At 58.9% G+C, this 19,621-nt stretch carries 21 protein-coding genes and 2 pseudogenes; 14 read left to right on the top strand and 9 right to left on the bottom strand.

Features of this window, described 5'->3' with window-relative positions; genetic code table 11:
- Nucleotides 1–44 precede the first annotated feature (44 nt).
- Nucleotides 45–1,597, bottom strand: a protein-coding gene (locus SBC1_RS37105) for an IS3 family transposase (protein WP_241202531.1) whose coding sequence is annotated in 2 segments (ribosomal slippage) — nucleotides 45–1,135 and nucleotides 1,135–1,597 — 1,554 coding nt in all. Because the reading frame shifts where the segments join, the coding sequence is not laid out codon by codon here.
- Nucleotides 1,598–1,829: 232 nt separating this feature from the next.
- On the opposite strand from SBC1_RS37105, the gene SBC1_RS37100 reads away from it, so the two are divergent.
- A complete protein-coding gene (locus SBC1_RS37100) occupies nucleotides 1,830–2,177 on the top strand; it encodes a cytochrome c (RefSeq protein ID WP_206366222.1) in 348 nt (115 codons plus the stop codon).
- On the opposite strand, the gene SBC1_RS37095 is transcribed toward SBC1_RS37100, so the two are convergent.
- Nucleotides 2,154–3,755: an alpha-amylase family glycosyl hydrolase gene (locus SBC1_RS37095; protein ID WP_165106792.1), complete on the bottom strand. Its 1,602-nt coding sequence runs from the start codon at nucleotides 3,753–3,755 to the stop codon at nucleotides 2,154–2,156. The genes SBC1_RS37100 and SBC1_RS37095 overlap by 24 nt on opposite strands.
- Nucleotides 3,756–3,806: 51 nt before the next feature.
- Between SBC1_RS37095 and SBC1_RS37090 the strand changes: the two genes are divergently transcribed.
- Together SBC1_RS37090 and SBC1_RS37085 are read left to right on the top strand one after the other, a co-directional pair.
- Complete coding sequence (locus tag SBC1_RS37090; RefSeq protein ID WP_165106790.1) at nucleotides 3,807–5,471, top strand: alpha-amylase family protein; 1,665 nt, start codon at nucleotides 3,807–3,809, stop codon at nucleotides 5,469–5,471.
- 506 nt (nucleotides 5,472–5,977) lie between these two features.
- On the top strand, nucleotides 5,978–6,196 hold the full coding sequence (locus SBC1_RS37085) for a hypothetical protein (RefSeq protein ID WP_165106788.1): 219 nt from the start codon (nucleotides 5,978–5,980) through the stop codon (nucleotides 6,194–6,196).
- Between the two features lie 117 nt (nucleotides 6,197–6,313).
- Here the strand turns inward: SBC1_RS37085 and SBC1_RS37080 are convergent, their stop codons facing one another.
- A complete protein-coding gene (locus tag SBC1_RS37080; protein ID WP_256443283.1) occupies nucleotides 6,314–6,676 on the bottom strand; it encodes a response regulator in 363 nt (120 codons plus the stop codon).
- Between the two features lie 823 nt (nucleotides 6,677–7,499).
- Here SBC1_RS37080 and SBC1_RS37075 point away from each other — a divergent pair.
- From SBC1_RS37075 to SBC1_RS40770, 3 genes and pseudogenes are all read left to right on the top strand, one after another.
- The gene (locus SBC1_RS37075) at nucleotides 7,500–7,724 is read left to right on the top strand and encodes a hypothetical protein (protein ID WP_165106783.1); all 225 of its coding nucleotides are present in this window, start codon (nucleotides 7,500–7,502) and stop codon (nucleotides 7,722–7,724) included.
- Between the two features lie 130 nt (nucleotides 7,725–7,854).
- Nucleotides 7,855–8,490: a chemotaxis protein CheB gene (locus SBC1_RS37070; RefSeq protein WP_165106779.1), complete on the top strand. Its 636-nt coding sequence runs from the start codon at nucleotides 7,855–7,857 to the stop codon at nucleotides 8,488–8,490.
- A gap of 91 nt (nucleotides 8,491–8,581) precedes the next feature.
- Nucleotides 8,582–8,743, top strand: a pseudogene (locus tag SBC1_RS40770) (IS5/IS1182 family transposase); the annotation flags it as partial.
- Between the two features lie 10 nt (nucleotides 8,744–8,753).
- On the opposite strand, the gene SBC1_RS37065 reads toward SBC1_RS40770, so the two are convergent.
- Entirely contained in the window at nucleotides 8,754–9,347 is a 594-nt protein-coding gene (locus SBC1_RS37065; RefSeq protein WP_165106775.1) for a TetR/AcrR family transcriptional regulator, read from the bottom strand.
- Nucleotides 9,348–9,490: 143 nt separating this feature from the next.
- On the opposite strand from SBC1_RS37065, the pseudogene SBC1_RS37060 reads away from it, so the two are divergent.
- The 7 genes and pseudogenes from SBC1_RS37060 to SBC1_RS37035 all read left to right on the top strand — a co-directional run.
- Nucleotides 9,491–9,670 (top strand): annotated as a pseudogene (locus SBC1_RS37060) (acetyl-CoA C-acyltransferase); the annotation flags it as partial.
- 24 nt (nucleotides 9,671–9,694) lie between these two features.
- The gene (locus SBC1_RS37055) at nucleotides 9,695–10,153 is read left to right on the top strand and encodes a MaoC family dehydratase (protein WP_206366230.1); all 459 of its coding nucleotides are present in this window, start codon (nucleotides 9,695–9,697) and stop codon (nucleotides 10,151–10,153) included.
- A 168-nt stretch (nucleotides 10,154–10,321) separates the two neighbouring features.
- Nucleotides 10,322–11,200, top strand: a complete 879-nt coding sequence (locus tag SBC1_RS37050; protein ID WP_165106764.1) for an NAD(P)-dependent oxidoreductase — start codon at nucleotides 10,322–10,324, stop codon at nucleotides 11,198–11,200.
- Nucleotides 11,201–11,344: 144 nt separating this feature from the next.
- The gene (locus SBC1_RS40335; protein WP_241202530.1) at nucleotides 11,345–11,770 is read left to right on the top strand and encodes a zinc-binding alcohol dehydrogenase family protein; all 426 of its coding nucleotides are present in this window, start codon (nucleotides 11,345–11,347) and stop codon (nucleotides 11,768–11,770) included.
- Nucleotides 11,767–12,315, top strand: coding sequence for a zinc-binding dehydrogenase (locus tag SBC1_RS40330; RefSeq protein WP_241202529.1), 549 nt, complete (start codon nucleotides 11,767–11,769; stop codon nucleotides 12,313–12,315). Before SBC1_RS40335 ends, SBC1_RS40330 begins: the two co-directional genes overlap by 4 nt.
- A 112-nt stretch (nucleotides 12,316–12,427) precedes the next feature.
- Nucleotides 12,428–13,159 carry an SDR family oxidoreductase gene (locus SBC1_RS37040; protein WP_165106760.1) on the top strand — a complete coding sequence of 244 codons (732 nt, stop codon included), beginning with the start codon at nucleotides 12,428–12,430 and terminating at the stop codon, nucleotides 13,157–13,159.
- A 78-nt stretch (nucleotides 13,160–13,237) separates the two neighbouring features.
- Nucleotides 13,238–14,206, top strand: coding sequence for a zinc-dependent alcohol dehydrogenase family protein (locus SBC1_RS37035; protein WP_165106757.1), 969 nt, complete (start codon nucleotides 13,238–13,240; stop codon nucleotides 14,204–14,206).
- A 209-nt stretch (nucleotides 14,207–14,415) separates the two neighbouring features.
- Here SBC1_RS37035 and SBC1_RS37030 read toward each other — a convergent pair whose 3' ends face one another.
- Nucleotides 14,416–14,904 (bottom strand): hypothetical protein, encoded by a 489-nt coding sequence (locus SBC1_RS37030; protein WP_165106753.1) that lies wholly within the window; start codon nucleotides 14,902–14,904, stop codon nucleotides 14,416–14,418.
- Between the two features lie 472 nt (nucleotides 14,905–15,376).
- On the opposite strand from SBC1_RS37030, the gene SBC1_RS37025 reads away from it, so the two are divergent.
- A complete protein-coding gene (locus tag SBC1_RS37025; protein WP_165106751.1) occupies nucleotides 15,377–15,598 on the top strand; it encodes a peptidyl-prolyl cis-trans isomerase in 222 nt (73 codons plus the stop codon).
- A 63-nt stretch (nucleotides 15,599–15,661) separates the two neighbouring features.
- On the opposite strand, the gene SBC1_RS37020 is transcribed toward SBC1_RS37025, so the two are convergent.
- From SBC1_RS37020 to SBC1_RS37005, 4 genes are all read right to left on the bottom strand, one after another.
- Nucleotides 15,662–16,906 carry a citrate synthase gene (locus SBC1_RS37020; RefSeq protein ID WP_165989207.1) on the bottom strand — a complete coding sequence of 415 codons (1,245 nt, stop codon included), beginning with the start codon at nucleotides 16,904–16,906 and terminating at the stop codon, nucleotides 15,662–15,664.
- Nucleotides 16,907–17,013: 107 nt separating this feature from the next.
- Entirely contained in the window at nucleotides 17,014–17,406 is a 393-nt protein-coding gene (locus tag SBC1_RS37015) for a VOC family protein (protein WP_165106746.1), read from the bottom strand.
- Nucleotides 17,407–17,433: 27 nt separating this feature from the next.
- Nucleotides 17,434–18,750 carry an MFS transporter gene (locus tag SBC1_RS37010; protein WP_165106744.1) on the bottom strand — a complete coding sequence of 439 codons (1,317 nt, stop codon included), beginning with the start codon at nucleotides 18,748–18,750 and terminating at the stop codon, nucleotides 17,434–17,436.
- A 58-nt stretch (nucleotides 18,751–18,808) separates the two neighbouring features.
- Complete coding sequence (locus SBC1_RS37005; RefSeq protein WP_165106741.1) at nucleotides 18,809–19,567, bottom strand: SDR family oxidoreductase; 759 nt, start codon at nucleotides 19,565–19,567, stop codon at nucleotides 18,809–18,811.
- Between the last annotated feature and the right edge of the window lie 54 nt (nucleotides 19,568–19,621).

Genomic DNA, 19,621 nt, shown 5'->3' with positions numbered 1-19,621 from the left:
GGGCGCTTGGTAACGGCGGTTGTCAACGTAGTTGTCGCGTCACTTCAAGCAAACTGCTTTAGTTCTTCCGGCTGCATACGCTCCAGATTGAGCCAGACTTCATCCTTCAATTCCCAATTGCGCGTCGATCGGGACCAACGCTGTGGATTGCGCTGCCTGGCCTCTGCATAAACGGCTTCACGTTGCGCGAGCACTGCGGCGGCTACGCCGTTGTGGCGCTGCGCCGGCGTGACGAATTTCAGGCCGCTGTGTTTGTGCTCCTGGTTGTACCAACGCACGAACTTCTGCGTCCAGGCACGGGCCTCATCCACGCTGCCGAACGGCCTGCGTGGATAGTCGGGCCGGTACTTGCAGGTGCGGAACAGCGACTCTGCGTACGGGTTGTCATTACTCACACGCGGGCGGCTAAACGAGGCCGCAACCCCCAAGTTCTCCAGAGTGGCAAGCATCGTCGCACCCTTCATCGGGCTGCCGTTATCCGAGTGCAGCACCAGAGGACGTCCTGCCAGGCCCTCGGCCAGACTGGCACGCCGCATCAGCAACGCGGCCAGTTCCGCCGATTCGGCTTCATGCACTTCGTGAGCAACAATCTTGCGGCTGAACACGTCCAGCATCATGTACCAGTAGTAGTACTGTCCTTTGACCGCCGCCTGCAGCCACGTGATGTCCCACGACCAGACCTGATTCGGCGCTGTCGCACAATGACTGGTCACCACCCGGGTCGAAGGCTTGCGCGCACGACCCCGGTGATGCTGCTGCGAGGCGCTGCGCAGCACGCGGTAAAAGCTCGATTCCGACGCGACATACACGCCGCGATCCGCCAGGCTTGGCACGATCTGGCTGGGCGGCAAGCTGGCAAACTCCGCACTATTGGCTACCTCAAGAATCTGTTGCCGTTCGGCCTCACTCAGCTGGTTACCCGGCGGCGGCCGTTCGGTCGTGGTACGGCCATCGGCGTGCACCGCGTCACCGTCACCCACCCAGCGCTGGAACGTGCGCAGGCTCAGGCCCAGCTCGTCGCAAGCCTTCTCCAGCCGGCAGCCTGACTGCGCCGCCTCGCGTATCAACGATACACATAACAGGCGATCCGGGACGTTGATTAATCGTCCTCTTTGTCTCCCCAGATCGCCTGGGCTTTTTTTCTCAGAATCAGCAGCGCAGCCGCTTCCGCCAGCGCCTTCTCCTTGCGCTGCAATTCCTTCTCGAGCTGCTGGATCCGCTTCTTGTCGTCCTTCGACTGATGGCGCTGCTCGCGTGCCTGCTCCGTGGCATTCGCATTGGCCGAACGGCAAGCGGCTCGCCAGGCGGATATCTGTTCTGGATAAAGACCCTTTCGACGACAATACTCGGCCAGCTCCGCTGCATTGAGCGGCGCGGTTTCCAGCACTACTGCAAACTTGTCCTCCGAAGACCATGCTTCGGGATTCTTCCCATCGCCCGGCACGGCCAACCCTTGTCCTTTCGCCTGTCGGCGCCACGTGTACAACGTCTGTTCGGTAATCCCCGTTTCTCTGGCCAGCGCCGAAACCAGCGCGTTTTCCGGTGGCATCATGCGCCGCACCAGCGCTTCTTTTCTTTCTGCTGAGTAGGTTTTCATTCACCCTGATTTTACCGCCCCCGGACCATGTCTATAAGAATCAGATAACACGACAACTATTCTGACGCCGGGGGGTAACAGCAGTTAGCTGGGTTCAGGTCGACGTAAAAGAGTCAAAGAGAGCGACGACGACCGGAATGCGATTGGGCATTATCTCAAGAGCTTGCCGGCCCACCATCAGTCCGGCGCCTACGAACCCGACTCACGAGGGGCTCAACAGGGTGTGGAAACCATGCGCACGGGCGCCGTGCAGCGGCCGGTCGCTGGCATTTTCTTATCCTTCTGTGCCAGATGTCATCAAGCCGACGGTTCCGGAAAACCCCCTAAATATCCAAAGCCGGCCGGCAATCCGGTTGTCCTTGCGCCGGACGCGACTTCGCTGATGTGCCTGCGGGTCGAAGGCGGTAGCAGCCCTGAGACCAACGGCGGTCCGCCGCGCGAGAAAATGCCGGCGTTCGCGAGCAAGTTGACCAGCGAAGAAATGGCAAGAGTGCTGACATTTGTTCGCAGTACATGGGGAAACACAGGCCCGGTAACAACGCATCAAGTGAATTCTTTACGTGCGGAGATTCGTAAGTGAACGGACAGATAGGACGATGCCTTCGTCGCCGGCGAGCAACACGCTGTGTCCTTCGATCCGCTTGCCCTCGTGATCTCCCGTGGTCGACAAGACCAGGGTCCCCTCGGGCGCTTTCACCTGCTCGGGGGAACCGGCCATGTTCAACGCGATGAAAAACTGGTCGCCGCCCAGGCGGCGTTCATACGTTAGTACGTTCCCACTTGAATCAACGCGTTCAATCGTTCCTTCCACCAACGCCGGTTCGCTTCTGCGTAATGAAAGCAAACGTCGATAAAGAGTCAGCATCGACATTGATTCGTCGTCCTGATCAGCAACATTGATGCAATCGCCACCGCTTATTGGTAACCATGGCACGCCGCTCGAAAAGCCGGCGTTAGGCGATCCATCCCATTGCATGGGCGTTCGTTCCGGGTCGCGGCCCTGGCCAATGCCGGGTTGCCGCAACTCGGCAGGGTCTTGCACGCGATCGGGCGGAATCACTCCGTCGGCCATGGCGAGTTCATCGCCGTAGTAGAGCGTGGGCGTGCCCCGCAAGGTAAGCAGCAACATCGCGGCGACGCGCGCCTGGCGCGCGCCGATGCGCGACGCGACACGCTCGTTGTCGTGATTACCGAGCACCCAGTTCGGCCACGCATGCAAAGGAAGCGCGTGGTCATAGTCCGACACGATCCGCGCAATCTCCGTCGCGTTCCAGGGCGCGTTTATAAGTTGAAAGTTGAACGGCATGTTCGCCCCGTTGCCATTCGGCCCGTAGTAGCTGACAAGTTGAGGCACGGGTAAATAGATCTCGCCGATCAGCACGCGCTCGCCGTATTCGTCGAGCGTCGCGCGCATCGACCGGACGATGTCATGGACTTCGGGCTGATCTTCCGTATAGGTTTGCAATTGCCGATGATGATCGGGTTCGCCGGCCTTAAACTGCGGATTCGGTGGATTGTCGCGGAAAAGGGCATCCTTGATCAGCAACCAAAGCACATCGACGCGAAAGCCATCGACGCCGCGATCCAGCCAGAACCGCAACACACCGTCCATCGCCTTGCGTACGTCGGCATTGCGCCAATTGAAATCGGGCTGCTCGCGCAGAAACGCGTGATAGTAATATTGGCCGGTGACCGCATCCCATTCCCAGGCCGAGCCCCCCATGCGGCTCAGCCAGTTGTTCGGTGGTCCGCCATCGGGCGCGGGATCGTGCCACAAGTACCAATCGCGCTTTGGGTTATCGCGTGATGAGCGGCTCTCGATGAACCACGGATGTTGGTCGGAAGAGTGATTCGGGACAAAGTCGAGGAGTACCTTCAGGCCCAGTTCGTGCGCACGAGCCATGAGCCGGTCGAAATCGCCGAGCGTCCCGAACACCGGCGCGATGGCGCAGTAGTCGGCGACGTCGTAGCCGAAGTCGACCATCGGCGAGGGATAGACAGGCGAGATCCATACGGCGTTCACCCCAAGCGTCACCAGGTACTCGAGACGCGCCGTGATGCCAGCAAGATCGCCGACTCCGTCGCCGTTGTCGTCCTGAAACGATCGCGGATAAACCTGATAGATCACGCCTCGCTGCCACCACGCCAAGTCTGACATTGCTGTTCCTCTATTTGCTTCGAGTGAGTTGCAACCAACGAGAACACATAAATGCTAAACGATCTCTGGTACAAGAATGCAATCGTCTATTGCCTCTCGGTCGGCACTTTCCTGGACGCAAACGGTGACGGCGTCGGGGACTTCAAGGGCCTTATCCGTCGCCTTGATTATCTGCAAGGCCTCGGCATTACCACTATCTGGTTGATGCCGTTCCAGCCGTCTCCCGGCCTTGATAACGGCTACGACATCTCGGACTACTACAACGTCGATCCCCGCTACGGCACGCTGGGCGACTTCGCCGAGTTCGCGCATGCCTGTCATCAACGCGGCCTGCGAGTCATGATTGATCTGGTGGTCAACCACACATCCGATCAACACGCATGGTTCCAGGAAGCACGTAGCGATCCTGACTCCAAATATCGCGACTGGTATGTGTGGTCCAAAAAGAAACCCCGCAACGCTAGAGAGGGAATCGTGTTCCCAGGCGTTCAGAAGTCGACGTGGACCTACGACAAGCAAGCGGCGCTTTGGTACTTTCATCGGTTCTACGATTTTCAGCCCGACTTGAATACGGCCAACCCGCATGTACAGGCGGAAATACTGAAGGTGATGGGCTTCTGGATTCAACTTGGCGTGTCGGGTTTCCGGATGGACGCCGTGCCCTTCGTCATATCGACGAAGGGCGCCAAGGTCGGAAAGCCGATCGAGCAGTACAACATGCTGCGAACGTTCCGGGAGTTCTTGCAGTGGCGCAAGGGGGACGCGATCATCCTTGCCGAGGCGAATGTGTTGCCCGATACGGACCTGGATTACTTTGGCGATGAAGGCGAGCGCCTTCAGATGATGTTCAATTTCCAGGTTAACCAAAATACGTTCTACACATTGGCAAGCGCGGACACGGCACCGCTAAAGAAGGCGCTGATGGCGACCCGGCCGCGGCCGGCAACGGCGCAATGGGGCGTGTTCCTGCGCAACCATGATGAACTCGATCTCGGCCGCCTGAGCCCTGAGCAACGCGCCATCGTGTTCGCAGCCTTCGGTCCGGACCCGGACATGCAGCTATACGAAAGGGGCATCCGCAGAAGGCTTGCGCCGATGCTCTCGGGGGATCGGCGACGCCTTGAACTCGCTTACAGTCTGATGCTGACCCTGCCGGGGACACCCGTACTGCGATACGGCGATGAAATCGGCATGGGTGACGATCTGCGCCTCCCAGAACGTGAATGCGCCCGCACGCCCATGCAGTGGTCCACCGAGCCGCATGGAGGCTTTACCAAGCACGCACGGCCCGTCACGCGAGTCATTTCGGGTGGTCCTTACGGTTACGAACGGGTCAATGTGGCGGACCAGCGGCGCAATCCCGACTCATTCCTGAACTGGATCGAGCGCATGATCCGCATGCGCCGCGAGGTACCGGAGATCAGTTGGGGCGACTTCGCGGTCTTACGCGTTTCCCGCAACGACGTACTCGCCCTGCGCTACGACTGGCGTAACAATTCGGTGTTGTGCCTGCATAACTTCAGCGCCGAGGCGTGCACGGTGAAATTCAAATCGGGCTGTGAGAACCCCGGCGAGGACATCCTCGTCAACCTTCTGTCCGATGACCACAGCCAAGTGGCTGCCGACGGCCGCCATAGCGTTGTTTTCGAGCCTTACGGGTATCGGTGGTATCGCATGGGAGGGCTCGATTACTTGCTCAAGCGCAGTGAAGTGTAATGTGCGTGATGTCGTCGTTTGCTGTCGGTGGCTAGTAGCGGTAGACGCGTGGCCGCTAACGGGCTCCGCAGCGTTCTCAATAGGGTTTCTTTATTCCGCTGGCTGAGGCAGGCGCGTCCATCCTTCCCGCATTCATTTTCGGCTGCGCACCGCCTGACGATGTTCCCGTTGTGCTCGGGCGCGACGTCGTGGATGTTGAACCGGTAGTGCCGCTTCCATTTGGAGTTGTTATTCCAGTTCCACCTTGTCCAGCGCCATTGCCTCCCGCTGTGCCGCCGGCGCCGCCCGTACCGGCGCTGCCTGCGCCCTGGGCGTAAACGGCATCGCAAAGCGCCAAAATTAACGCTGAAACCAATAGTCCCTTTGTGGCAACTCGCATGGCAGTCTCCTTCGCCTAGACCCGAGAGTGGCGCAACAGGCACATCCCGTGGCAAATCCGCCGCAATCGTTATGCCACCGCGGCCCGTTCTTCTCGAACGATCTGCGCCCACTATGACGCGGACCCCATGTTTTACGCGAACGACCTGAATGCCGTGTGGAACATCCCTTACTTCCCCGGCGGTTCGGTTGACGGGAAAGCGGCGTCGGCGGCCATGGCCAGGTCCCTGGGCCTGAGCGCGCGTTTTGGACGTGCCGATGGGGTGTGTTTCGATGCCGAGGAATTTCTGAGGCAACACCTTCAGTGGAGCTGGCAGCACGGCTACCTGAAGAGCCCTCCTTCCTAGACACTGAAGGTCCGCCAGAGCACGGCCGGATTTAGATGGCGCTGCTTATATAGGATAGGAGCGGTCGTGGACTGAACGTCGCTGAGACGGAAACGGTTAATTAGCCGGCGACTTCATTCACACCGTTGACGGCTCGGGGGCCTTCAGAAGCGCCTCTAGCGCTTGCATTGCAATCGGCTTGATGATGCATCCATCGAAACCTGACATGCAATTGCTCCCCTTTAAATCAATATGCCCTGTTAGAGCAACGATTCGAGTCTTCTGCGCCCGCCCATTGGCACGAAGTTCGCGGCATACGTCGCGGCCGTCGCCATCGGGAAGGCTTATATCCATCAGGATGAGGTCGAAGGTTTCTTCGGAACAACGTTGCAGCGCGCTAACGCAGTCGTATGCTACGCGAGCGCGATGTCCCAGTCCCTCTGCGATGTCGGCGAACATGTCCGCACACACTACGTGGTCGTCTACAAACAAAACATTCATGTCGTTCTTCCCTGTCGGCGTACGCCAGAACTGCGCGTCGCGTGCCGAGGACAAAACCGTCGCTCACTGTTCGCGTCTGCGCGTAAGTCCGAATCACGAACGACGAAGTTATGGCTGTGGGCAACAAGCTTGCATCATGGCTCGCGCGTGAGCGACGTCAAACCCGTGTTCGCGTTAGCCAGTATGTTGGACAGCCACGTTGCTCGTGAGAATGCGCTTCGGCGATGACCGGCCTGCGCCAAATGTCGGCTCAAACCGTCGTATCAATCCAGATTCGACCCCAACGAGTCGCGTAGTTCACCGCTTGCTCGTGGTCGAAGAAGTAGTCGAGTGCAGGGAAGGAGCGTGGCGCATGGCCCGGCCGTTGGACCACAAGGTCCGCCGCAAGCAGGCCGTTATGTACGGGACATGAGCTTGCTGTAAGCAGAAAACCGCGATGCGCGGTTGTAGATGGTGCTCTCATGAATACTGGCTCTCAGGTGATCACCTTCGTCTACGCGAAGGTGTTTACTGCAATGCCGTGGAGTGTCTCAATGCACTGTTACGACGGTACGACACGGCAACGGTTAGAACTGAAGCGCAGCCGCATTCTAGAATCGATGCTCTAATTCCGGCACCCCGTATTAACGCTGAATTGTCGGAGGAACTGCCCGTAGAGCGAGCGCCAGTCGGAAGAACCCCTCCCGTGCGTTCGGGTGCGGTGATGGGTGGTAAATGCCTGTCGAAAATGCCCCGAATACGGACGAAAACTGGCTATTGCCTGACGTTTCAGTTGAACTAGTCTTCAGAACCGACAGCCATTTTCGGTACGTGGGAGGCAGCCATGCAACCGCCGAGTGTCGCTTTTATGGGGGCAACGATTTTCCCGATCGTCGCACCGATCCCGGCCGGATTTTCGTCGATGGTAATTATCGTGGACGGCAATCACGAACAGCGCGGATCGGGCACGTTGGGTACATTTTCAACTCGAGATGATGCTTTTACGTGCGCCGTCGAGCACGCGAAGGCGGAGATAAGGCGGCATTGCTTGATGACGATGGCCTGCTAGCCTTCGGACAGAAAGCACCAAACGGCCTCATTCAAAATCGTCATCAGTGGATGTTGTGATGATTGCTCGCAACATTCCGGTGAACGCGGGAAGACTTGCGATTTGAGCGACGATCTTATGAGGAGCGCATATGAGTGCAGATAAGCATCCGTACTGCGTCGCTCTAGGCGCTTCGGGTAGTGAGGGTCTTTCCGACATCATTGAACTACTCAACGTGTGGCCCAAAGGCATGCACGCTGTGTTAATGGTTGTGCTCCACCGGCTGAGCGAGGAGCCGAGCAATCTCAGAGGGGTTCTGGCTAGTCGCTGTGCTGGACTACACGTGGAGATCGCCCGCGAAGGGGAGGTTCTCATACCGGATGTGTGCTATATCGGAATGCCTGACCGTCCTTTGACGTTGCTCGAGGACAGGTCGGCGTTCCTGATCGATGGATCAAACAACAGATTGAGAAACCGCACTGTCGACGCGCTCTTTCACTCCATGGCCGAAAACATCGGACAACGAACGGTAGGAATCGTTTTATCCGGATCTTTGGACGATGGCTCTCGCGGGCTTGCCGCGATACACGAGGCGGGCGGTTTGACGATGGTCCTCGATCCTCAAAACAAGCCAAGAGGCATGCAGCAAAATGCGATTGACTTTGACGGGCCAATCACTTTCGTGGGCAGTGGGACCGAGATCGCACTGGTAATAGGTAGTCTTTTACCTCGTCAAGGCAACCAGGGCTCGTTACCAATCGACCAACGACGCTCCGAACCGGGATGAACGATGAGGACCTTCGCGAACGAACTATCTGCTTGACCTGCAAGGGTGAATCATCACGGTCGTTGAGGCAAAGCTTGCAAACTGATCGCACGAGGTCGAATTGACCAGAGCAATGATTGAGCGCGTTGAAGAGGGGCTTGGTCTGAAACCTTCGCGGCGTACCGGAAATACCGCATACGGTTCGGCATCGATGCTTACCTGGGTGATCGAGCACAAACAGATTGCACCACACGTCCCGGTTTGGGATAAGACCGCGTAATCCACTAAGCCAACAATTTCATGCCGGCATCAACAAGGTCGCTCCTCAGATCAGCCGGCTCTTCCATCAGGCCGGTGACGTACGCGCCGTTGATGAGCAGCGCTATCTGAGACGCTGTACGGTTGGGATCATCGGCGCCAAGCTTGGCCACTATGGCCGCGAGCCTCGCCCGCATTTCCTCTTTGTTTCCCCGGGCGACGACGCGGCCAGGATGGTTGTCGTCGGGAAACTCCGTCGCCAGGTTGAGAAATGGACAGCCGCGAAAGTCGGGGTGTCCGATCCGCTTTGCGATCCAGGAAAGCAGCGCCTCCAGCAAAGCGCGCGGGTCATTGGCGTGCTGCTCTTCAATGCTATCCCACCGCGCCCAGAACAACCGATCCTGTTCGGCGGCGAAGGCGGCAATCAAGGCGTCCTTGGATTCGAACAGACGATAAAGGCTCGTCTTCGACACGCCGGATTGCTCGACAACCGTGTCGACGCCGATGGCGCGGATGCCTTCACGGTAGAACAACTCGCTTGCTGTCGCGAGGATTCGCTCGCGGGCGCTCACTTCGCCCTTTGGCGGCGCGCCCCGCCGGGGTCGGGCTGCTGACTTCATATCTACAAACTCCTTTCATTCCGAGATTCTGGTTGACAAAGTAACAGACCTGTCCGTACTCTTCAAGATAAGTACAGGTCTGTAACTTTATGGAGAATGGCCATGAGGACGATAGAAGCAGAGACTTTCTCAGGCTGTCGCAGGGCATGGTTAATGTCGAACACGGCGCCATCGTCCGTGGCTACCCGATGGGGGCAACAGAGGTCGTGCTCACCACCCGCCTTATTCATTCGATGCGCCGTGATGATCTCGAACGGGGCATCGTCACCTTGTGCGTCGGCGGCGGAGAAGACCTCCCGCTCGCGCTTGAGGCCATTGCGTAAAGCTGGAGCTGAATCATGAATCAGTTGAGCGAGCGCTATCTGGAAGATTTTGCAGTGGGGCAGATGTTTGGCTCAGGGCGGCTGCGCATCGACAAGGAGCGGGTCCTCGCGTTCGCTGCTGAATTCGATCCACAGCCCTTTCACCTCGATGAGGCGGCCGCGCGTCACTCGATTTTCGGCGGACTGGCCGCTAGCGGCTGGCACACAGCCGCCGTGACGATGCGGTTGATGATTGAGACCGAACTCAAGCCGGCTGGCGGCTTCATCGGAGCTGGCCTCGACGAGTGCCGATGGCCCCGGCCAGTGCGCCCCGGTGATGAGTTGCGCGTCGAGTGCGAGGTGATCGAGGTACGACCGTCAAAGTCGCGCCCAGAGCAGGGCCTGATCAAACTCCGAACGACCACCCTGAACCAGGACGACGAAGCCGTGCTGGTGCATGTCGTGAACATGGTGGTGCCGCGCCGGAAACAACATTTGCGTTGATACCGCAAGGCGGGATCGATCGTCGAAGAAGAATGCTCATGATATAAATTTCGGATACCGAAATGAATGAGTTAAGGAAGTACTGCATTCGAAATCAGCTCACGGTGTTCGCGGCACGTATCCGACCGCGTCGGCACCAACGTCAACCGCCTTGGGATAGAGGTAAATATGGACATCGGTTTCATCGGCTTAGGTGTCATGGGGCAGCCAATGGCGCTCAATCTGGCGCGCGCGGGCACGCAACTGATTGTCTGGAATCGCTCCGCTGAAAGGAGCGAGTCTTTGCGAGCGGTGGGTGCAACCGTCGCGACCAACCCTGCCGAGATATTTAAACGCACCCGCGTGGTGTTCCTGATGCTGACCGACGGCGACGCAATCGACACCGTCCTCGCCCGCGGCACGCCGCAGTTCAGCGTGACCGTTGCGCACCACACGATCGTCCACATGGGGACGACCTCGCCCGATTACTCGCGCGGACTTGAAGCCGACATTCGCAACGCCGGTGGCAGCTACGTGGAAGCACCCGTCTCGGGCTCGCGCAAGCCCGCCGAAGCGGGCCAACTCGTAGCGATGCTAGCCGGTGAAGACGCGGCCGTCGAAAGCGTGCGTCCTCTGCTCGAACCAATGTGCCATCAGACAATTGTGTGCGGCCCGGTTCCGAGCGGGCTTCTCATGAAGCTCGCGGTGAACCTGTTTCTGATGACCACAGTCACCGGCCTTGCGGAAGCGGCTCATTTTGCCGAGCGGCACGGTCTGGACATGCAGCAGTTCCGCACCGTCGTGGATGCCTGTCAGATGGCGAGCGACATCTCACGCGTGAAAATTCTCAAGCTGGTGATGCGTGACTTCGATGTCCAGGGGTCGATCACTAATGTGCTGACGGTTAACCGATTGATTGCGGAAGCGGCCAGAGAAGCCGGGGTCGCTTCGCCGCTATTGGATGTCTGCCACGCGCTATTCGGTGAGACGCTGGCGCTGGGGCACGGGCAGTCAGACATCGCTGCCGTCGTCCTCGCACTCGAGGCAAGAACCGAATCTGGCCAATGATCGCGTTCGCCGCGCGATTCCAGATTGCAGTGTCTACATATATCCGTTTGTCCCTCTCGATCTGATTTATCGCTTGACATAGTGACAGACCGGTAACTATATTGTACTTAAGTAACAGATCGGTAACTTTAAGGAATGGTAGCGATGCGTGTAATCGAGGCAGCGACTTTCTCGGGCTACGGCGGGCTGCGGCAGATCGACTCGCCCAAGCCGCAACCGGCAAAGGACAGGGTCCTGATCCGCGTTACAGCCGCCGGCGTCACGCCGCTCGATCACACGATCCTGTCGGGTGGGCACCCTCGGGCCAGGGCGCCGCTGGTGCTCGGCAACGAAGGTGCTGGTGTCATCGAGCATGCCGGCGACTCCGGCCTCGCGGTGGGAAGCCGCGTGATGTTCACAGGACCCTACGGCGTTCGCGAGAATGGCGCGTGGCAAGCATGGCTGCTGGCGAGGCCCGAAGATCTGGCGCTCGTGCCCGATGGGATCGACGACGTAGTCGCGGCCAGCCTTCCAGTGGCCTGGCTGACGGCGCAGATCACGTTGACGCTGGCCGATTCAAGCGAGGCATGACAGTGCTGGCTCCGGGGATCGGCGGGTCCGTCGGCAACGCGACTTATCAACTCGCGCGGGCGCAGGGCGCCAGCAAGGTCATGTCGACAGCCGGCAGCGCGACGAAAGCCGCTCGCGCGCGCGAGCTTGGCTTCGAAGATGTGATCGACCTCACCACAGAAGGTCTCGCCGAGGGCGTTCGCCGGATCACGGATGGCAAGGGGGTCGATATCGTCATAGAGAGCATCGGCGCAAGCGTGACCAGTGATGCGCTAAGCAGCCTTAGTCTTGGCGGCGTCCTGATCACCTTGGGCTACTCCGCTGGACGCAGGACCACAATCGATGTGACGGACTTCATCTGGAAGCGCGCGCGAATGGCCGGCTTCTCCCTGTTCGCCCAATCACCGGCTTCGATCGCCACCGCGTGGCGGGACATTATCCCGCTGATCGTGGGCGGATCGGTCAAGCCGATCGTTGAACGGGTCTATCCCTTCGACGAGGCAGGCGAAGCTCTGCGCCATCTGATTGAGGATCGGCCGTTTGGGAAAGTCGTCCTGGCGGGATGATCGACATGGCAACCGTATCAGCGTCGAATATCAGGCGCTGGCTTGAAGAGTCTCAGACGCGATGAACGCGTTGGAAGCTTTGCATAACTTAGCAATCAACGGAGTAATCGCTATGGGTAAGTTGCAGGGAAAGGTGGCCGTCATCACCGGCGGCTCGTCGGGGATAGGCTTGGCCGCCGCGAAGCTCTTTGTCGCCGAGGGCGCCTACGTCTTCATCACCGGCCGTCGCCAGAAGGAGCTAGACGAAGCCGTGAGGGTCATCGGGGACAATGTGACTGGCATACAGGGAGACGTCGCCGATCTGGCTGACCTTGATCGTCTCTATGAGAACATCAAAGCGACAGGGCGAAGAATCGACATTGTCTTCGCTAACGCCGGTGCCGCTGAGTTCGCCGCCCTGGGCAATATCACCGAAGCGCATTTCGACAAACTGTTCACTACCAACGTGAAGGGAGTGCTCTTCACCGTCCAAAAGGCCTTGCCGCTCTTGAACGACGGCGGGTCGATCATTCTCACGGGTTCCGTCGCGAGCGCCAAAGGGACGCCTGCCTTCTGGGTATATGGCGCGACCAAGGCGGCCATCCGCAATTTCGTGCGGGGATGGACCGTGGAGCTGAAGGACCGTGGCATCCGTTCAAACGTCCTTAGCCCAGGTCCAATTGATACGCCGATCATTGGTCAGCAGCCTCCAGACGCTATGGCGAGGATTTTATCCACCATCCCGATGGGACGCGTGGGGGAAGCCGACGAAGTTGCCAAGGCTGCCCTGTTTCTCGCTTCGGATGACTCGAGTTTCGTTACGGGCATCGAGCTCTTCGTGGATGGCGGCAGAGCGCAGATCTGACATTGCGCAACCTGATGTCTTATAAGGCATGCCCGGGTGCTGTGCGTGCTTGGGTGTCCATTGAAGAGGAGTTTCATCATGAAAGGTGTTGTGCTCACCGCATATGGCGAACCAGCAACGGGACTTGAATTCCGTGAGTTGCCAGAACCCGTCAGTCCGGGGGCGGACCAGGTGCTGGTCGGGGTCGAGTACGCCCCAGTCAACTTCAGCGACATTCTCGTCGCGCGAGGCTTGTACCCACTGCATCCCGAGTTGCCATCGGTTATTGGCAACGAGGGTGCGGGGCGAGTGCTGGAGGTTGGTACCGACGTCAACAACGTCAGAGTCGGCGACCGCGTGCCTCTCCCGATGGGCAGCTTTACCTGGCGCGAGCGAATGCTCGTCAACGCGGACGGTTTGGTCGCGCTTCCGGCCGATGCCGATCCACGTCAGTTAGCAATGCTGACCATTAACCCACCCACCGCGCATCTGCTGCTTGAGACGTACGTACGGCTGCAGTCGGATGACTGGATCGTAATCAACGCGGCCAACTCGGCCATAGCACGCTGGATAGTCGGTTTCGCCAAGCAAAAAGGCGTCAAAACTCTCGGACTGGTGCGCCGGGCCGAGGCTATGAGCGCCGCGCGAGAAGCTGGGTGCGAACTGGTCTTGCTGGACGACGATAGCGCGCCCGCGAAAGCCGCCGAGGCGGTAGGCGAAAAGCGCATCCAACTTGCGCTGGACGCTGTCAGTGGCGAGGCCACTAGCCGCTTGGCCAAGCTGCTGGGGCATGGCGGCACCCTCGTGTCGTACGCTGCCCAGAGCTTTGCGGCGATGTCGATTAGCCCGTTCGATGTCATCTTCAATGACCTGACCGTTCGTGGTTTTTCTGTTGGTAATCCGGATTTTGCCGGCCCGATTCCTGGCGCTATCATGCAGGCCGCAAAGATGGTGGCGTCGGGCGAGGTCGCTATTCCAGTGGCCGAGACATATCGGCTTGAGGAAATCGACGCCGCAATCGCCCATCAGGCGCGAGGTGGAAAAGTTCTTCTGAAAGTTGGGGACTAGGTGCAAGGCGGGAGGTTTGGCCAGCCTGGAACAAGGGGAACTCGACAGCATTCCCTGCTGGATCGGTTTGATTGGGGCAGCATCAAAACCACGTGAACGAGGCTCGTCTAGCTCCGGGGGAATCTACCCGGTATCGGGTGAGCTACAAAACAATTGTTCTTGAGTGCGAGGCAGGGGTATCCACATTGAACGCCCCTGCCATTGATCAATTACTTCTTGGCTGCGTCAACCTTCGCGTCGGCGGCTGTGTTGTTTGCATCGCCTTGTGCCTCAACCTTTTCCTTGTCAGCCTTGGCTTGTGCGACAGAAGCGTCCTTGTTTGCATCCTGCTTCTTGGCATTTGCTTTAGCCTGGGCTTCGCTCTTTTTCTTGTTCGCTTTCTTCTGCGATTTCATTGCGTCGACCCGCGCGGCCGAGGCTTCCTTGGGGGTGTCCGCCCTCGCGACCTTCGCGGCGTCCTTGTTGGCATCGGCTTGCGCTGAAGTCTTGTCTTCATTGGCAGACGCTTGTGCCTTCGCAGCATCTTGAGACGCGTCTGCTTTCTTTTCGTTCGCCGTTTTTTGCGCGTCGGCCTTTTTATGATCTGCCTTCAATTGCGCTTTGCCGGCTTCCGTTGTTGCAGTCGACGGTGCCGCCATTTGTGCGAAAGCGGTCGACACGAGAAGGGCGGAGGCGAGAGCAGCGATAATCTTTTTCATGGTTTAGATCCTTTAGTGTACGACCGCGGATTAATGCGGTGCTGTGTCTGATAACGCATCCTTAGTGACAAGCGTTGACCGTTTGCTCCAAGAACAAATGTAACCATTTGCACCTCGCGGCCATTTCTATGGCATTAGTGCGCTCTCGCGAAATTTACCGACCCACGAAGACTTGCAAGGCGACGGCGGAACCAATTACCGAATAGATCACGGCATTACGACGTACCCAATGCAGACGGAGGCTCCGTCGCGCTAAAGAACCTTTTATGATTCGGTATGAAGTTGATAGGAATGCTGATGGTTAAGTTCATCGAACTGCTCAAAAATAGAGCGTCCTGCTACGGTGCTCGGCTGCATCTATCCTTTCGCGATCGGACAGTTTGTCGGTTCGTGCCGTGCAGTCAGGAGACTAATTTGCAGAGAGCCTAACGGCTCCAAATACAATGTCGGCTGGTCCTCGCCCAGCAAATTCGTGAAGCCGGTTGCCGATGCATTTGGCATGCTGAAAAAAGGGCAGTACACCCGGGTCCCGGTTAAGTCGGGGTATGGATGCTATGTTCTCCAACTTGACGATACTCGCCCGCTGAAAGTCCCCTCCTTTGAGGACATGAAGCCGATGCTGCTTCAGCAAGCGCAATCGCAGATGATCGACAAGATGATTGCCGGCTTGCGAGCTGACGCCAAGGTCGAGTAATTGTGTAAGCCGGAGTGGGTTTCAGGGGTTTTTGTTTCAGCGGAGATCAGGTCTTACGCCTTCTCAGCGCTCAACCGCCTTGAACAACCGATTCTTATCGAGCGTGGCCGGATCGAACGTCTTATCGCCGTCTTTCGTGGGCAGCTCGGGGCTGGCGTCTTCCAATGCGCGCCCAATATAGCGGCCTCTTGGCCGTATGACTTTGCCGACCCGGAGCTGCTCAATACAGTGCGCGAGCAGGCCCACGCTTCGGGCCGTTGCGAACAACGCGAACGACGCATCGCGTGGCAGTTCCAGCTGCGCCGCCAAGGCAGCAAGTGCAACGTCGATATTCGGGTTGAGCCCGGTCAGCTCAACCACCTTGTTGATGAACGACATGAGCTCTTGAGGTGGATTCAGCACGTCGAGCAAGGCGGCTGCCCGCGGATCGCCGTCCGGATACAGATGATGTCCGAACCCCGGGATTGGAATGGCCGACTGCAAATGGTGGGCAACGACGTACTCCGCACCGAGTCTTCGGACGTCGTCGAACACGGCCCGCACCCGGCCTGACGCATCGCCATGCAGCGGGCCGGAGAAAGTCGCGAGTCCCGTAAGCAGGCATCCCGGCAGCGATGCACCAGTGGACGCGGTAATCCTGGCGGCGAACGCCGAACTCGTAATCTCGTGGTCGGCTACGAGGACCATTGCGCGGCGGATGAGTTCGGCGCCATCGCGATCCTGGCCCCAACCGAGCGCGAGCCGTTCATGCGTCATTTGTGCATTCGCGTCACATCGCGCGCCAAACGCTTGCGCGATGAGCGCCACAAGCCGGCCGGCCTCCACATGTAGTGCGCTGTCCGTGCGTCCGAGAGTCGAGTGCCCGCAGGCCGCGAGCGCTGCCAGCGACGTGAACGCGCATTGCCTGCCTCGCTGGTCGCCTAGTAGCGGCACGTCACCGGTTTCGAAGGAAACGGGCGCACGCGCATTCCAGAGAATGGCCGCCACGTCCTCGAGCGTTGCCGTATCCGAAAGCCGGATGCTATCGCGTCCCCGGTAATACGGCCGACCTTTCGAGAAGCTGGTGATACTGCTGGAAATGCAGGGCTCCGCGCCGAATATTGTCCCGGCAGCGAGTGCCTCGCGCTTGCGTCCCACCTGTTTTTTGCGGCACAGACCTGCAACGTCCTCCGCGCGATAGAGGCTCTTGCGCGAGTCATGAGGATCCGGCATGACCGCGATGGTGCCCCGGCTTACATACGCATAGACAGTCTGCGCTTGCACGCCGAGTTGTCGAGCCGCTTCAGTCAGCGTGATCCAGTTTCGCATGGGATGGCAGGCAAGGTGATGAGGCGGAACGGGGCAGCAGGGGAGTTGCGATGCGATCACGCCTTGCATATTCGCGCGACCAATCCAGCGTCCATATTGACGTTTTTTCAGGTAAAAGTCATCTCGGCGGGGCGCCGCTCCAGGATCTCGACGAGAACGTCGCCCGGCGATCGCACGAAGCAGGCTCTGACGCCGGGGCGAACCTGCTTGACCGCCTCGACAATTTCCGCATCGCAGCGCAACAGATGCTCGAACGCGGCGTCGAGATCCTCCACGACCACGCCGACATGATCGATGCCCTGCCTTTGCTCGCCATGAGCAGGGCGGCCGGTTTGGGCGCTCGCCAGCGATGTGATGAAAAGGTTGATGCCGCCGATGCGCAAATCCACTCGTCCCGGGCGACGCACGATCTCGGCGTTCAGGCAGCGCGCAAACCATGCGGCGGTGGCTTCGGCGTCGGCCGAGCACAGTTGCAGATGATCCCACTTGAATTCAATCATTCGTTTTTCACACGATAGCCGAAAGCGTCACAGTTCGATGCGGGAAAGCTTCCCCAGCAGCACGGAGTAAGAGAGGGTCCCGAGCACGCATATCGCGCCCATCAGGTTGAGAGCCCAGTAGAAGTGGCCGGTGTGATGAGTGATGTAGCCGATCATGAGGGGCGTAGTGACCGCAGCGATGTTGGCTGCCAAGCTAGTGATGCTGCTGGTCAGTCCCACATACTGTCGAGGCGCGATTTCAGAAACGGCGGCCCACGACATTGACCCGACACCTTGTGCGAAGAACGCGACAGTCAGGATGGTGATCACCAACTCGTTCGACTCGACGAAATTGACGAGCACGATAGACGCGCCGAGCAACGTGCCGATGATGAGCGGCGCCTTGCGCGCAGTGGAAATCGACACCCCGCGCCGGATGAAAAAGTCCGAGAGGTAGCCGGCCACGAGAATGCCAATCGTCGCACCGATAAAAGGGAGTGCCTGGAAGATCCCGACCTTGATCATCGACATGTGACGCGCTTCGATCAGATAGGTCATGAACCAGGTGGTGAAGAAGACCAGCAGCGTGTTGTTGCAGAACTTGCCGAGGCAGATGGCGAGAATCTGCCGGTAGCTGAGCAGCTTGAGCGCCATGCGCCAATCGAACTTCTCGCGGGGCTTGCGCGCCGCCGTGGAGCCTTCATTGATGTATTGCAGCTCGGCCGCATTCACGCCCGCGTGCTGATGCGGATCGCGATAAACCCGGTACCAGACAAGACTGAACAGAATGCCGAATCCGCCCGTCACGAAAAAGACCGTACGCCAACCGTACGCGGCGGAGATCCACAGCAACAAGCCGGTGAACAAGGGCGTCCCAATGTACTGCCCCATTACATACACGCTGGTCGCGAAGCCGCGTTCTCCGGCGGGAAACCACAACGTCACTGCGCGCGCGTTGGAAGGGAAGGCTGGCGCCTCCATTGCGCCGATTGCGAGCCGCGATCCGAGCAGCATGTGATAGCCGGTTGCGAGACCCTGCGTCAGCGTGGCAAATGACCATCCGATGAGAGACAGGGCATAGGCTACGCGTGAGCCGAGAATGTCGGTCAGCACGCCCCCGGGCACCAAGGCAATGGAATAGGCAAGGCCGAACGCCGCAAACAGCTCGCCCATCTGCATCTTGTCGAGCGCGAGGCTCTTCGAGAGGCCAGGCGCAACAATGCCCAGCGCCGAGCGGTCCACATAATTGAGGATGGTTGCCACGAGCAACATCGAGAGCACGACGTACCGCACCCTGGAGCGTTTCGTGGTATCCGCGTAAGCCGGGTTTCGCGCCGGCAATGTTTGTTCCTCTACGACTTTCATCGGTGTCTCCTGAACATTAGCCTGTTGTTTTTGTTTTTGTATTTGGCGAGAAGGCGATTTATCCGCGGCCGACAAACGGCATGGCGCTCGCCATGATGGTCATGTTGAGGATATTGGCCTCGAGCGGAAGACTGGCCATGTGCACGACCGCGTTCGCCACGTGCGTCACATCCATTCTTGCTTCGGGCGCCATGCTTCCATCTGCTTGAAGCACGCCGCGGCTCATGCGTTCCGTCAGCGATGTGGCCGCGTTGCCGATATCGATCTGGCCGCAGGCAATGTTGAAAGCGCGTCCGTCCAGCGCGATCGATTTGGTGATGCCGGTGACGGCATGTTTCGTTGCCGTATAGGCGATGGTATGCGGCCTCGGCGAATGGGCTGAGATCGATCCATTGTTGATGATTCGTCCCCCTTGAGGGGACTGTGCTTTCATCAAGCGATAAGCGGCCCGAGCGCATAAAAAGACGCCGGTCAGATTGGTGGCCACGACATCGTTCCAGAACGCGACCTCGTAGTCTTCCAGGGGCACGGCCCCCGCGTTGCGGCCTGCGTTGTTGAAGAGCACGTCGAGCCGGCCGAATGCGTTGGCGATCTGCGAAAACGCGTGATCGACCGATGCGGCGTCGGCAACGTCAGCCTGGAATACATGCGCTTCCCCGCCGGCTGTGCCGATTGCCTCTTTCGTTTCCTGCAGAGGCTCGGCTCTGCGTCCGATCAGCGCGACGGCGAATCCAGCGTTGGCGAGCGCCACGGCGGCGCTGCGGCCGATGCCGGAGCCGGCGCCCGTAACGGCTGCAAACTTCTTCGATCCAGGCATTTCATTTCCTCTCGACAATTCAATTGAACATGAGAAGGAGAGTTGCATTCACGC

Source organism: Caballeronia sp. SBC1, from assembly GCF_011493005.1.
In the GTDB taxonomy this organism is placed as follows: Bacteria; Pseudomonadota; Gammaproteobacteria; order Burkholderiales; family Burkholderiaceae; genus Caballeronia.
The sequence above is the reverse complement of the archived record's forward strand: the minus strand, read 5'-3'. Positions and strand labels throughout refer to the sequence as shown.

Coding starts and splice junctions, on each gene's coding strand:
- SBC1_RS37050 (WP_165106764.1), top strand. CDS start 10,322: ATGGACATCGGTTTCATCGGCTTAGGTGTCATGGGGCAGCCAATGGCG.
- SBC1_RS37065 (WP_165106775.1), bottom strand. CDS start 9,347: ATGAAGTCAGCAGCCCGACCCCGGCGGGGCGCGCCGCCAAAGGGCGAA.
- SBC1_RS37100 (WP_206366222.1), top strand. CDS start 1,830: ATGCGCACGGGCGCCGTGCAGCGGCCGGTCGCTGGCATTTTCTTATCC.
- SBC1_RS37085 (WP_165106788.1), top strand. CDS start 5,978: ATGTTTTACGCGAACGACCTGAATGCCGTGTGGAACATCCCTTACTTC.
- SBC1_RS40330 (WP_241202529.1), top strand. CDS start 11,767: ATGACAGTGCTGGCTCCGGGGATCGGCGGGTCCGTCGGCAACGCGACT.
- SBC1_RS37005 (WP_165106741.1), bottom strand. CDS start 19,567: ATGCCTGGATCGAAGAAGTTTGCAGCCGTTACGGGCGCCGGCTCCGGC.
- SBC1_RS37015 (WP_165106746.1), bottom strand. CDS start 17,406: ATGATTGAATTCAAGTGGGATCATCTGCAACTGTGCTCGGCCGACGCC.
- SBC1_RS37035 (WP_165106757.1), top strand. CDS start 13,238: ATGAAAGGTGTTGTGCTCACCGCATATGGCGAACCAGCAACGGGACTT.
- SBC1_RS37090 (WP_165106790.1), top strand. CDS start 3,807: ATGCTAAACGATCTCTGGTACAAGAATGCAATCGTCTATTGCCTCTCG.
- SBC1_RS37030 (WP_165106753.1), bottom strand. CDS start 14,904: ATGAAAAAGATTATCGCTGCTCTCGCCTCCGCCCTTCTCGTGTCGACC.
- SBC1_RS37070 (WP_165106779.1), top strand. CDS start 7,855: ATGAGTGCAGATAAGCATCCGTACTGCGTCGCTCTAGGCGCTTCGGGT.
- SBC1_RS40335 (WP_241202530.1), top strand. CDS start 11,345: ATGCGTGTAATCGAGGCAGCGACTTTCTCGGGCTACGGCGGGCTGCGG.
- SBC1_RS37020 (WP_165989207.1), bottom strand. CDS start 16,906: ATGCGAAACTGGATCACGCTGACTGAAGCGGCTCGACAACTCGGCGTG.
- SBC1_RS37080 (WP_256443283.1), bottom strand. CDS start 6,676: ATGAATGTTTTGTTTGTAGACGACCACGTAGTGTGTGCGGACATGTTC.
- SBC1_RS37095 (WP_165106792.1), bottom strand. CDS start 3,755: ATGTCAGACTTGGCGTGGTGGCAGCGAGGCGTGATCTATCAGGTTTAT.
- SBC1_RS37075 (WP_165106783.1), top strand. CDS start 7,500: ATGCAACCGCCGAGTGTCGCTTTTATGGGGGCAACGATTTTCCCGATC.
- SBC1_RS37010 (WP_165106744.1), bottom strand. CDS start 18,750: ATGAAAGTCGTAGAGGAACAAACATTGCCGGCGCGAAACCCGGCTTAC.
- SBC1_RS37040 (WP_165106760.1), top strand. CDS start 12,428: ATGGGTAAGTTGCAGGGAAAGGTGGCCGTCATCACCGGCGGCTCGTCG.